At 65.3% G+C, this 13,440-nt stretch carries 9 protein-coding genes; all 9 read right to left on the reverse strand.

What is annotated here, in order from left to right; translation table 11 throughout:
- Window positions 1–103 precede the first annotated feature (103 nt).
- The 9 genes from G3N64_RS23060 to G3N64_RS23100 all read right to left on the reverse strand — a co-directional run bounded on the left by G3N64_RS23060 (window position 104) and on the right by G3N64_RS23100 (window position 13,120).
- The gene (locus tag G3N64_RS23060) at window positions 104–1,525 is read right to left on the reverse strand and encodes an AmpG family muropeptide MFS transporter (RefSeq protein WP_205785975.1); all 1,422 of its coding nucleotides are present in this window, start codon (window positions 1,523–1,525) and stop codon (window positions 104–106) included.
- Between the two features lie 119 nt (window positions 1,526–1,644).
- Window positions 1,645–2,253 (reverse strand): methionine biosynthesis protein MetW, encoded by a 609-nt coding sequence (gene metW, locus G3N64_RS23065; protein WP_205785976.1) that lies wholly within the window; start codon window positions 2,251–2,253, stop codon window positions 1,645–1,647.
- Window positions 2,250–3,395, reverse strand: coding sequence for a homoserine O-acetyltransferase (locus G3N64_RS23070; protein WP_205785977.1), 1,146 nt, complete (start codon window positions 3,393–3,395; stop codon window positions 2,250–2,252). The genes metW and G3N64_RS23070 overlap by 4 nt, the downstream gene beginning before the upstream one ends.
- Window positions 3,396–3,660: 265 nt before the next feature.
- Window positions 3,661–6,570, reverse strand: a complete 2,910-nt coding sequence (locus tag G3N64_RS23075; RefSeq protein WP_205785978.1) for an autotransporter outer membrane beta-barrel domain-containing protein — start codon at window positions 6,568–6,570, stop codon at window positions 3,661–3,663.
- A gap of 492 nt (window positions 6,571–7,062) precedes the next feature.
- Window positions 7,063–7,605, reverse strand: a complete 543-nt coding sequence (locus G3N64_RS23080; protein WP_050017925.1) for a fimbrial protein — start codon at window positions 7,603–7,605, stop codon at window positions 7,063–7,065.
- Between the two features lie 250 nt (window positions 7,606–7,855).
- Window positions 7,856–8,932 carry a fimbrial protein gene (locus tag G3N64_RS23085; RefSeq protein WP_205785979.1) on the reverse strand — a complete coding sequence of 359 codons (1,077 nt, stop codon included), beginning with the start codon at window positions 8,930–8,932 and terminating at the stop codon, window positions 7,856–7,858.
- A 56-nt stretch (window positions 8,933–8,988) separates the two neighbouring features.
- Entirely contained in the window at window positions 8,989–11,598 is a 2,610-nt protein-coding gene (locus G3N64_RS23090) for a fimbria/pilus outer membrane usher protein (protein WP_050017944.1), read from the reverse strand.
- 114 nt (window positions 11,599–11,712) lie between these two features.
- A complete protein-coding gene (locus tag G3N64_RS23095; protein ID WP_241021162.1) occupies window positions 11,713–12,465 on the reverse strand; it encodes a fimbria/pilus periplasmic chaperone in 753 nt (250 codons plus the stop codon).
- A 112-nt stretch (window positions 12,466–12,577) separates the two neighbouring features.
- The gene (locus G3N64_RS23100) at window positions 12,578–13,120 is read right to left on the reverse strand and encodes a fimbrial protein (protein ID WP_205785981.1); all 543 of its coding nucleotides are present in this window, start codon (window positions 13,118–13,120) and stop codon (window positions 12,578–12,580) included.
- Between the last annotated feature and the right edge of the window lie 320 nt (window positions 13,121–13,440).

Genomic DNA, 13,440 nt, shown 5'->3' on the forward strand with positions numbered 1-13,440 from the left:
TGCAGCGGGCGTGCCGGCGTCGGTCGCATGGGCGAACCCCGCGGCGAGCGCCGCGGCGCCGACGCTCAACGAAGCCGCAACGCGCGCGAGGCGGTGCAGGCCGTTACTGCGCACGGCTGGCCTCGCCGTTGCGCGCGGCACCGTTCCACGGCGCGATCTTGAACAGCAGCAGCATGCCGGGAATCGCGAGCGCGGTGCACACGATGAAGTAGTCGAACCAGCCGATCTTCGCGACGATGAAGCCGCTCGCGGCCGACGCGAGCGTGCGCGGCACCGACGCGAGGCTCGTGAACAGCGCGAACTGCGTGGCCGTATAGCGCGGGTCGGTCGTGCTCGCGATGTACGCGACGAACGCGGCCATCGTCAGGCCCGTCGTGAAGGTTTCGAAGCCGTAGACGATCGCGAGCGCGACCGTCATCGGGCTGAATTGCGGCGTGACGGCAATGCCGAACACCGACAGTCCCGCCGCGATTGCGTGGCTCGTCGATACCGTGAAGTCGTACAGCATGGCGAGCACCGGCGAGCCGGGGCCGAGTTGCGCGAGCCACGCGAAACCGAGCGTCGACACCATCTGCAGCGCGCCGAAGATCCACAGCCCGCGGCCGATGCCGATCTTCACGAGCCAGATGCCGCCGATGATGCCGCCGGCGACGCTCGCGACGAGCGCGGTGGTCTTCGCGACGATACCGATCTCGGTGCGCGAGAAGCCGATGTCGAGGAAGAACGACGTCGACAGCGTGGTGGCCATCGTGTCGCCGATCTTGAACAGGAAGATGAACGCGATGACGAGCAGCGCGCCGGCCCAGCCGTCGCGCTGGATGAATTCGCGGAACGGCAGCACGATCGCGTCGCGCAGGTTGCGCGGCGGCGCGCCGACCACTTCGGGCTCGCGCACGACGAGCGTCATCAGGATGCCCGGCAGCATGAACGCGCCGGTGAGCGCGAATACGGCGTCCCACGGCATGTGGTCGGACAGGATCAGCGCGAGCGAGCCGGGGATCAGCGCGGCGAGCTTGTACGCGTTCACGTGCACCGCGTTGCCGAGGCCCTGCTCGGTGTCGCGCAGCAGCTCGCGGCGATAGGCATCGATCACGATGTCGGAGCTTGCGCCGAAGAACGCGACGAGCGTCGTGAGCGCGGCCACCGTCCAGATCGAGTCGCGCGGCGACACGAAGCCGAGCGCGGCGATCGCACCCGCGACCAGCAGCTGCGTGAGCAGCATCCAGCCGCGCCGGCGGCCCGGCCGCCAGCCCGGCAGGCGCGGGATGTAGCGGTCCATCAGCGGGGCCCACAGGAACTTCCACGTATACGGGAACTGGATCAGCGCGAACAGGCCGATTTCCTTCAGGTTCACGCCCTCGGAGCGCAGCCATGCCTGCACGAGGTAGACGAGCGTGAAGAGGGGCAGACCCGACGTGAAGCCCAGGAACACGCAGATCAGCATGTGCGTGTTCAGATAGGCGCGCCAGCCGGGGTGATCCTCGTGAGCGGTGAGTGCGGGCGCCTCGTGTGGCGTTTTCGACATGGACTGGAACTGGGTAGCGTTGACTGATTGCGGCGGCAGCGCAGGCGGCGGCGCGGGTCGCGCAGCGGCGGGGCCGCACGTGCGTGCGGGCCGTCGGCGTCCGTCAACGGCTCCCCGGCTCAGCTGCGCTTGACGCGATAGACAGCAAGACTACCACGCCAGTTCGCTCCCCATCGAATCGGTTGGCCTTCGTGCAGCGCCACGCGGTCGAGGATCGTCACGCCGACTTCGGGCGCGAGCGCCTCGAAATCCTCGATCGTCAGCACCCGGACGTTCGGCGTGTTGTGCCACTGGTAAGGCAGCGACTTCGACACCGGCATCCGGCCGTTCAGCACCGACAGCCGGTGCGGCCAGTAGCCGAAATTCGGGAACGACACGATGCATTCGCGTCCGACCCGCGCGGTTTCGCGCAGGATCGCAGCCGTCTGGTGAATCGTCTGCAACGTCTGTGACAGGATCGCGATGTCGAAGCTGTGGTCCTCGAACAGGCGCAGGCCGTCTTCCAGGTTCTGCTGGATCACGTTGATGCCGTTCTTCGCGCTCGCGAGCACGCCCGCGTCATTCAGTTCGATCCCGTAGCCGGTGACGTCCAGCTCCTCCATCAGCAGCGCGAGCAGCGAGCCGTCGCCGCAGCCGAGGTCGAGCACGGTCGAGCGCGGCTCGACCCAGCGCGCGATCGTGCGGAAGTCCGCGCGCGCGGACAGGGTATTCAGCGCTTGCTGGTTCATGCTCCCACCTCGATGGCGATTCGTTCGTAATACGCGCGAATCAGGTTGTGATAGCGCGCGTCGTCGAGCAGGAATGCGTCGTGGCCGTGCGGCGCATCGATTTCCGCGTAGCTGACCGTGCGCTTGTTGTCGAGCAGCGCCTTCACGATCTCGCGCGAGCGGGCCGGCGCGAAACGCCAGTCGGTCGAGAAGCTCGCGATCAGGTATTTCGCCTGCGTGTGCGCGAGCGCGGCCGTCAGGTTGCCGTCGAACGCCTTCGCCGGGTCGAAGTAGTCGAGCGCGCGCGTGATTAGCAGGTAGGTGTTCGCGTCGAAGTAGTCGGCGAACTTGTCGCCCTGGTAGCGCAGGTACGACTCGACCTCGAATTCGACGTCGAAGCTGAAGTTGTACGCGTCGAGCGCGCCGTCGGCGCGGCGCAGCGCGCGGCCGAATTTCTCGGCCATGTCGTCGTCGGACAGGTACGTGATGTGGCCGATCATCCGCGCGACGCGCAGGCCGCGCTTCGGCTTCACGCCGTGCGCGTAGTAGTCGCCGCCGTGGAAGTCGGGATCGGACAGGATCGCCGAGCGCGCGACCTCGTTGAACGCGATGTTCTGCGCGGACAGCTTCGGTGTCGACGCGATGTCGATGCAGTGCGCGACGCGCTCCGGATACATCAGGCTCCACGCGAGCGCCTGCATGCCGCCGAGGCTGCCGCCCATCACCGCCGCGAAGCGCTCGATGCCGAAGGCATCCGCGACGCGCGCCTGCGCGTGCACCCAGTCCTCGACGGTGACCACCGGGAAGCTCGCGCCATAGGGCTTGCCGGTCGACGGGTCGATGCTCATCGGGCCGGTCGAGCCGAAACACGAGCCGAGGTTGTTCACGCCGATCACGAAGAAGCGGTTGGTGTCGAGCGGCTTGCCGGGGCCGACCATGTTGTCCCACCAGCCGGTGCTGCGCGGATCGTCCGCGTAGATGCCGGCGACGTGGTGCGACGCGTTGAGCGCGTGGCAGACGAGCACCGCGTTCGAGCGCGCGGCGTTGAGTTCGCCGTACGTCTCGACGACGAGCTGATAGTTGCCGATCACGCTGCCGCTTTGCAAGCGCAGCGGTTCGGCGAAGTGCATGGTCTGTGGAGCGACGATGCCGATCGATTCCATTCGTTCCGCCTTATGACTGGGCGGCTAAATGGTGTCGGCGAGGCGCGGAGTCGGAGATGCGCGGCTGACGACCTCTTTAGCCGCATTTGTAGTGAACCGCCGGGGAACGACGCATCGACACATCAACGCCCCGGCCGGTTCGCGCGCCCGCAATCGAGTCAGCAAATCGGCGCGCTTCCGACTGCCGCCAAGCGGGCGGCAGTCGGAGGAGTATAGCGGAATTCCGCGGGGCGCGGATTTCACACCTCGCCGGCCGCCGACGACTTCACCAGCGGTATTTCGCCGAGAACTGTCCCTTTACCACCGAGTAGTCGGACAGATTGCCTTCCACGCCGATGCTCGCCGATATCGAGAATTGCCGGCTCAACTGCCCGGTTGCGCCGATCCGGACGGCAGCCCGGTCGCGCGGCACGCTGAACGAGAACGCATTGCGATCGAGCGTCAGCGAGCGCGAGCCGGGGCCGTGCCACCAGTTCGCCTCGATGAACGGCCGAAGTTCGCGTCCATGCGGCATCGCGGTGATGCCATGCACGCGCACGCCCAGGCGGGTGAGCACGTCGGTGGAGCCCTGGCCGTCGACGCGGCCGCCGGCCGTGCCGTGTGCATCCGCGCGATAGTCGGATACGACGAGCTGCGCTTCGGGCTCGACGAAGAATCGTGTGTCGCCCCGCTCGTAGAAGGGCAATGAATAGCCCGTTTCGACCGAGCCCGTGAGGGTGCGCGAACGGTACGAGTCGGCAGCGAGACTGCCGCCGACGCTGTTCGCATAAGCGCCATACATGAACCATGCATCGACGTACGGGCCGGTCAGGATGTCACGGTTGCCGTACCACGTGCCGTACACACCGACGTTGTAGCCGGACACGCTGCCGCGTGCGGTGGCATTCGTGATACGGCCCTCGATCGCATTCCACAGCGGACGCGTCGACCAGTTCGTCTGGCTGCCGTACATGCCCATCGCGCCGACGCGCACGCTGCCGCCGTGACCGTCTTCGAAGCGGAGCAGGTCGGCGCCGGCGTGAATCAACCGACCGTTGCCCGACACGCTGCGATTGCCGCCCGACATCGACGTCATCTGGCCTTCGGCGCGCAGCCATACCGCGCCGTCGAGCGGCCCTGTCGCGGCCGCGCCCGTGCGCAGTGACGCGTCTTCACGCTGATGCAGCGTATGGACGGCCATCATCGAGGCTGCATCGGCATTCGCCAGATACGCATCGGGCTCCGGTGCGGCGGCGCGCGGCGGCGGCGGAGTGATTTCCGGCACGATCGGCGGCTCGGGATCGACCGGGCCGGGCGGAACCGGGTCGACGGGGCCGGGTGGAACCGGCGGCTGAGGCTTCGCAGCGGACACGAGATACCAGTCTTCTTCCTGCCCGCCGTTGCCGCCGCGCTTGAGCATGTAGTCGTAGCCGCCCGCGGACAACGTGCCGAAGCCATTCCGGTAGCCGTCGGATCCCGCATCGAGAGTGAATGCCGACACGTCCGTCGTGCCGCCATTGCGGGTTTCGACGAGCGGGATGCCGATGGTCGTCGGCGCACCGTCGCCGCCCGAACGCTTGACGACGATACCGGTGTCGCCGGACGCTCGGCCGCCGTCGATCATGAGGCGGTCGGTGGGCGACGCGTCGTCCTGCAGCGTCGTATGGAGGACGAGCCTGCCGTTGCGGGCCGCATAGTCGCCCGTCACGACAAGTGTGCGCGGCGTCGGCGTGCCGCGTGCCGCGGGCGCGGCGAACTCGATCGTCGAATCGTTCAGCGCGACGGAGCCGACCGTCGAATCGGCGGTGACGGTCCAGCGGCTGTTCGTGTCGAGCGACAGCGTGCGGACCACGTCGGTCGCGCCGGTCCACTCGGATGCATTGGCGAGCGCGACGTCCGTCACGGCATCGGTCGCACTGCCGTCGTCGGTCGGCAGGTTGACGATGTCGCCGTCGGCACGGGAGCCGGTGTCGAGCGTGAGGCGCACGGGTGCGCTTGACTCTGCATGGACCGACAGCAGTGTGCCGTTGCCGCCGATGGCGCGCGTGCCGTTCTTCAGCGCGATGGTCGCGTCGGACGCGTCGATCGCGCCGTGGCGCTCGCTGACCAGCGAACCGTCGTCGATCGTCAGCGTACCGCCGTAGACGGCCGCTGCGGGGGCGCCTTCGCCGGTCGCGCGCGCGCTGGTCCGCACCAGGTCGATTGTGCCGCCTGAACTCGAATAAAGCGCAACGGCTTGCTTGCCCTGCGTTTCGACGCTCGTATCGACGAGCGACGCGACGGAGTTCGTACCGGCCGACATCACGCCGCGCGCGCGTTCGCCGCTCGTGGTGATGCCGCCGCGCGTCATCGAGATCTTGCCGCCGAGGCGGGCGATCACGCCGATCGCGCGGTCGCCGGTGGTGGTCACCAACGTATCGGTTGCATCGACGACAGGCGTATCGGTGTATTCCTTCGATGCATAAAGCCCGTGCGCGCTCTTGCCGTGCGTGATGACGCGCGTGCCCGCGAGTTCGACGCTGCCCTCGCGCGTGTCCACGCCGAGCGCGTAGTCGCCGGCGGTTTCGAGGTGCGAGTCGTTCAGTGCGACCGTGGAGGCGCTCGGCAGGTACAGCACCGACGCATAGTCGCCGTCCGTGCGGATATCGGTGCGGGTCAGTGTCGCGCGGACACCGCCGTAACTGATGGACAGGCCGACGCCGAACAGGCCGCTGGTACGGACCAGCGTGTCGGCCACCTCGATGGTGCCGCCCGGCGCCAGGATCGCCGTGATGCCATGCGCTTCCTTGCCGCGTGTCACGATCACGCTGTCGGAGAGCGTGAGGCGCGCGTTGGTGCCGTCGACGGACGCGCCATGCGCGTAGTCGCCGTCGGTATCGATGGAAATGCGCTCCGCAGTCGCGTTGGCACCATTACGAAGATCGATGCCGGCGCTGGAGCCGCCGCGGGTCCGGATTTCCGTATCGCGCAGCACGACGCGCGACGCGCTGCCCCATGCGGCGGCGCCCGCCGCGCCGTTGCCGGTTGAAAAAACGCGGGTCCTGCCGCCGGTCGTCAGGATGCCGCCGTTGATCGCGGAAAGCACCGCTTTGCCGGCCTCGTGCGTCGAATATTCACCCGGCGCGACTTCGAGTTCAATGCCGTCGGCTTGCTGCGGGCCGCCGCCCGTGACTTGTGCGGTTGACGGCGACGACATCGCCGCGCCGGCGAGCAGGGCCGAATGTGCGACGTACAGGCGGACGCGCGCTCGGGACGAGAGGAAATAACTGCGGTTCACCAGATCACCTTTCTTGTCTTGAACAGGTGAAAAGTAGTTTTGTTGAGCAGGTTTGGATATTGGACGAGTTCGAATTTTCGGAGGAAACCGACGAACGGCACGGAGGACACGTGAGGCGGGAAGGTGCTTCGGTGCCCGTTGCCTGAATGATTGGAGGCGTGGGTGGTGTGTAGCGGGCCTGGAACTGCGCTGGCCAATTGCGTGCCACCCGGCGTGAGCGTTGCCGGCCGGGTTGATGAGGGAATCCTGAAAGAGGCGAGAGGCAGTGACGACTGCTCGAACGACAATTCCGTCGGCACGCGGATCGATGGCGCGTTGGTCCGCCGAGGATGTCGGGGAAGGGGCGCGCGCCCCCGCGCCCCCGCGCCCTGGTACGAGCCGGCGCGCAGGACGCGCACCGGCGCTCGGACTTTACTGATACATGATCGAGTACATCACCGAGGTGTTCACCGTGCCTTGACCTGCTGCGCCGCCCGTCGCGACATACTGGGCGTAGTACGGCAGGTCCGCAGCGCCGTCCTTCAGCGCGACCGCCTTCGAATTTTCATCGGCCTTGCCGACGCCGATATTGGTCGTATCGCCGTTGAGCAGGCCGACTTCGACGTTCTTCGCGGTGCCCGATGCGTTGAGCAGCTGACCGGTGGTCGAGTTGACCGTCGTGCCTGCCTCGAAGTGCGTGAAGACGTTGCCGGTGGCCGGCGAGCAGTTCTTCAGGCCGATCTTGAACGGCGTGCGGCCTGCCGTCGAGCCGCCGCTGGCGAGCGACGACGTCGACACCTTCGGCAGCGCGACCGTGAAGTCCTTGCCGCCCGTGCCGTTGCCGTCGATCGTGCAGGTTTGTGTGCCGATCTTGCCGTTGATGGTGATCGTGCCGTCGGCGGCGTGCGAGACGGCCGGCATCATGGCTGCGGCTGCGACGGTGAGAGCAGCGATGCTGGAGAGAGCGAATTTCATATCAATTTCCTCAAGTACTGGTTGGAAAAAACGCGGACTCCGTCGTCGTGCCGCCTGCACGCCGGGATTGGCCGTGCGTGCGGCATGTCGAGTTCATCCGATAAGCACCTTCCGATGAAGTCCTGTCGGACTGCTAATCAGAAGCTTGTTTTGGTCACCGATCGGACGGTGACCGATGGAGCGCGCCTACCGCTTGAAATTGGGTTGCGGCCGGCGCACTGCCGAATTGCTTTGATCGAGTGCGACGCGTTCACTGATAGCTCAACGTGAACGTCGCGGCGCCCTTGACCGTCCCGCCGGATACGGCTCCGGTCGCGATGTATTGCGCGCTCAGCGGGATGCTGCTTACCGACCCTGACGATCCGACGTACCACTGGTTCGGGTTGCCGACCGCGGCCGAATCGGGACCGTAGCTGACGGGTTGGCCGTTCCTGAGAATCCGCAGCTTGACGCCCTTCGCCGTGGCGTCCGGCGTGAGCGTGAGGGCATTGCCCATGTTTCCCGGATTGGTCAGGTCCGTCAGCGTCACGTAGAGGCTCGTGCCGGACTTGCAGGACAGGCCGATGGCGAAGTCGCGATCGCCAGCTGTCATGCCGACCGCATTCAGCTTGCTGGCGGCGACCGGTGGCAGCGGGACGTTCTGGTTTTTCGTCAGGACGGTACAGCTGACCGGGGTGAGCGCGATGTTCCCGGTTTCCTTCCAATAGCTTCTCCAAATCGCCGCAGGTGCATTGGTATTCCTGTTGAGTATTCGTATCTCCGAATCGAATTGAGTAGGTGAGAATAGCTTTGCATTGGGATAGTTGTAGATCATGTCGCTCACTTTGATCAGCTCTTTCTTGACCCTCACCACGCCTCGGACGGGCCCGGTCTCACCGAACGGTGGCGTCCCCCACGGCTGAGCAACAGAGGGGAGCATCATGACATCACCCGTATCCAGGTTCGTCGTGCGAATGCCGATGTATTGATAGTGCTCCCAGCCGGCAAAATAGCCGACGCTGAAGACACCCGGCATTTCGGTCGGCCAGAACCAACCCCCGTACTGGATCTCCCATCCGCCGGGCTTGCCGTGCAGGGGGGGATTGGTGTCACAGACGTACTCAAATTCCGTAGTGGCGGTTCCAAGTACGGCGCCATTCGGCAAATTGGGTGGAATGACGAGTTTCCCTCCATTACCGAAGGTGAAGTACCAGCTAGATACCTGGTTGGGCTTGTCGAACTTGCATGCTTGCGCATGCGCAGTGCCGAAACCGCATGTCACCGGTATCAACCAGACGATGAGCAGCCTGAGAAGATGAATGACGAATCTGCGTGGGGTGAACTTCATGAAACCTCACCGTAAAAAATTGTGTGTTCGAAGGAGTCGGCAGCATGTGGAACGGCTTACGGCCGGGCCTTGATCAGCGAGTAATCGCATTTCGCGTCCATCCGCGCGTATGCGGAATGTTTGCTCCGCTCCGTCGGCAAACTGTAGGAGAACGAACAGGCCTGATTGGCGCGGTCGCCCCATTTCGCGGTCAGCACACCCGAATCATTCAGGCCGCGCGTGAATACCGTGCCGCCCTGGCCCGCCATGCCGATCGAATTGCCTTCCTCGTCGACCACCGCGCTGCCAAACGGAATGGGCGTGCCGTCCGGCTGATGAATCCCGAGCAGCACCGCGCGTCCGCTGATGGTGCCGAACTTGAGCTTCACCACCGAATTCGCGCGCGGTGCGACCTGCTGGCTCGTCGTCAGCATCTCCACGTCGAGCGGAATGCCCTTCGGGTCGAGCTCGATTGAGTTCATTTTGTACGGCGTCAGATACGGCAGCACCGCATAGCCGCGCCGGCCGATCCGAACGTCCGTGCCGTTGGTGATACGGGCGCCGACGGCGTCCTTGGCCTCGATGATCGCGACGGTATCGCCGAGATCGTTGGCCAGCGTGACACCGCCCGCATGACCGACGACGCCGCCCGATACGCCGACGGATACGCTCGAGTAGCCGCTGCCGCCGGTCGCGCTGCCCGAGAAAGTCGCGAACGGGCTGCGATACTGCACGTTGCCGCCGCCCGACGTCGTGCCGCCGCCGGTGGTGGTGTTCAAGCCGTAGGTGAGCGCGCCGGATTCGCCGAGCGTGCCGGTCAGCGACATCTGGCCGGTGGTGCCGCCCTGGTTGTCGTGCGCGATACTCGAGCTCAACGTCGGCGAGTACGAGCGCCGGCCGAGCGGGATGGTCACGTTCGCATAGACCTGATTGTTCAGGTTGCCCGAATAGCCGTCACGCTGCCTCGACACCGACAGGTTGTAGCTCACGTTGAGGCCGGCGATCCGCAGGCTGTTGTTGTAGCCGACCTGGAACTGCGTGGTCGTGCCTTGCCGATTCCAGTAGCTGGACGACGAGCCGATCGCGAACAGCGTGCCGCGCCCTTCGCCGAGCGTCTGGTTCAGCGTCAGTTGAACCTGGTTGCGCTGCCGGTACACGTCGCCCGGATCCCGGCCTGCCGCCGCTTGTTCCCGGGCATGCATCGCATCGCGCATGCCCCAGTATCCGCGCGATGAGTAACGGTACGCGGCGACCGCGACGTTGGTGCCCGTCGCTTCGACGGACTTGCTGTAGCTGACGCGCACGCTCTGGCCGCTCGTGGCCGACACGCCCGGGATGCGGGCGCTCGCCTGCGTGACATCGACCGCGAAAGCGCCGGCCGGCGTGTTGAACGCGGCACCGACCAGCCCGGCCAGATAGTTTTCCGCGACGATGGCCCCGACATAGCCGGTCAGCAGGTTGCTGATGCCGCGCTGATAGGTGGCCTGCGCAAAATTCGGGTGACGCTCGAGCAGCGGCTCGCGCAACTGGCCCACTGCGACACCGAAACGCGAGATGCCAGGGCGCAGCGACTGCACGACCGCCGCATATGGCACTGTGAAGCTGTGCTTCCTGCCGTCGGCCTCGGTGACCGTGACGAGCAGGTTGCCGCCGTAACCGGTCGGGTACAGGTCGTTGATCTCGAACGGGCCGGGCGCGACGTTGGTTTCGTACAGCAGCGCGCCGTTCTGCGACACTTCGACGTGCGCATTGCTCGTGGCGACGCCGCGGATCATCGGCGCATAGCCGCGCATCGAATCGGGCAGCATCCGGTCGTCCGATTCGAGCGTGGCGCCGCGCATGCCGACGCTCTCGAACAGCGTGCCGTCGGTATAGGTCTCACCGATCTTCAGCTGGCTGCGCCATGCGGGCAGGTCGCGCTGCAGGTAGGTATTGAGGCTCCGGTAGCGGCTCGGCCCTTGGGATTGCGCGCTGTAGGACCCGTTGTGGCGGAAATGCCAGTTGCCGAGATTGGCGCCCCCGTGCAACCCGAGATAGGCCTGCGTGCTGTCATAGCCGGACGACATGTTCCGGAACACGTTTGCGTCGTACTTGAGCGTCATGCTCGGCACGCCACTGTCCCACAGTTCCGGACTCACGTAACCGCGTGGATTGCGCAGCAGCGATGCCTGCGGAATGCTCACGTTCAGCCGCAACTCGGACAGGTCGAATTCAATCGTAGCGCCGGCCACCAGACTGGCGACGTCCGTGCACTCGCCGGCCTGCACGCGAGCCAGCTCGGCGCGCGCCGCATCGGTCAGCGTCTCGCTGTCGAGGCCGAGCCGGCTCACGACCGTGCGATCGAGGCACGGCGTCGCGCTGACCGCGCCTGCCGGTGCATCGAAGCGTACGGTCGAGCGGCCGGTCCACGTTTCGTTCACGTAGAGGTCGACCAGGTACTCGCCGGCCGGAACCGGGTTGCCTTTCGCGAAGCGATCGAGGTCGAGCCGCTGGCCGCGCGGTTTCATCATCAACGTGTCATTGAACTGAACCTGCGCGACATCGAAGTGCTCTGCCGGAGTGGTTGACGCGTCGGCGGCAAATGCACCGGCCGTCCAGCCGCCGAGCGTCGCCATGACGAGCAGATAGCCCGGCTTGAGGGCTAAACGCGGGGACTCCAGTGGTTGAATGTGATGATTCGCTCGCATGAATTCAATATGTTGATGCCGCATCGTCATAACGCGAGCGACGGTCTACCTGTGCCGGTGCGAGGGCCGCACCGCAGGTCAACGACGGGTTGAGTCAGAAACGGTCGGGCTGTGTCAGTGCGCCTTTTTCGGCGCGTAACGGCCTTCGATGGCGGCGCCGTAATCGTTGAGGAACGTATAGTCGACTTCGATCGGCGCGCTCGACGGTGACGGCACGTTGCCGACGTCGAATTGTTCGGTGGCGCCCGGCTTGACCATGCCGCCCTTGTCGTCGGTCCAGGTCGCGCCGCCGGACTTGACGACCAGCTTGGTGAATGTCACGTGGTAGGGCGTCGGATTCGTCGCTTGCAGCGCATAGCCGCCGCTGGACTTCGGCGCGAAATTCCAGGTGACCTTTTCCGCGGATTCGTCGGCGACGCCTTGTAGTGCCGCCGGGCGGAAGAACAGCTTGATGCGCGTGCGGAACGCGAGCTGCAGCATGTTCGGATCATTCGAATCGCCGGTCGCCTGAGGTGGGACGTCAAGCACGTTGAGCCAGTACAGCGTTTCCTTATCCTGCGCGAGCGGTTCCTGCGTATAGATCAGCCGCAGGCTCTGGCCTTTCTTCGGATCGAGACGGAACAACGGCGGCGTCAGCGTAAACGGTACCTTCGAGTCGTCGGGCAGTGCGTTCGCGTGGCCGTCGTCGACCCATGCCTGGACGAGCGAAGGCCGGTCGCCCTCGTTGGTCATCTTGACCGTGACCTCGCGCTCCTTTTCCGGATAGATCACACGCGTTCCGCCGATCACGACGCTTGCATCCGCGGTGGTCAGGCCGGACAGCGACGCGATCAGCATTGCTGCGCCCACGCTCAAACGCAAGTTCATTGGCATTCCCATCGCCGATTTCTCCTTATAGATGGACAGTTCACTGTTGGTCGGACGCGGCCCGTGCAGCACCACTGCATCGTGTGCCCGGGCCGCCGGTCGGCAGACCGCGTTACTGGTACGAGACCGAATACATGACCGACGTGTTGACCGTGCCGGCCGTGGACGCGCCGCCGGTTGCGACGTATTGCGCGTAGTAGTTGAGCTCAGCCGAGCCGGCTGCGATCGGCACGGTCTGCGAGTTCTGCTGCGCTTGCGCCTTGCCCAGCTCGATCTTCGAACCGTCCTTGTTCAGGAGGCCGACCTCGACGTTCTTCGCGTCACCCGTCGCGTTGAACAGCTGACCCGTTTGCGCGTTGACCGTCGTGCCCGGCTCGAAGTACACCGATGCGTTGCCCGAATTCGGCGAGCAGTTCGACAGGTTGATGCGGAACGGCTTGCGGCCGGCCGTCGAGCCGGCCACCGAGAGTGCCGAGGTCGACACGTTGGGCAGCGTGACGGTGAAGTCCTTGCCGCCGCCGTCGCCCGAGATGTTGCAGGTCTGGGCGGTGATTTCGCCGGTGATCGTGATCGTGCCGTCAGCTGCCTGAGCCGACGAGGCCGCGGCGAGGAGACCTGCCGTCGCCATCAGAATGGAAAGTGCTTTTTTGGACATTTAAGTACCTGTTAGTAAGGGCCTCGCGTCGAAAGACGACGCACGGACGTTTCCATCGCGCTGTCGCGCATCGCTGCTGCGGGGCGGCAGCAACTGCGGGAAACAGGCGATATTGTTCCGAAGTAAGTCATTCGAAAGAATGGGACGAGGTCTAAGTTGAATGGCTTTCATGTAGGTCGAGTACTAAATTTCTTTTAAGAATCGTCAGAGGCCCGTGGCTCGTACGCTGCACACACGTGCCGAGACGTCGACGTTGCGGGAGCGCCGCAAGGATCGAGAGGTCGTTTGACGGATGAAGCGCGCGTCGACGGCCCGTCCGT

It is taken from the genome of Burkholderia sp. Ac-20344 (genome assembly GCF_017104975.1).
Taxonomy (GTDB): domain Bacteria; phylum Pseudomonadota; class Gammaproteobacteria; order Burkholderiales; family Burkholderiaceae; genus Burkholderia.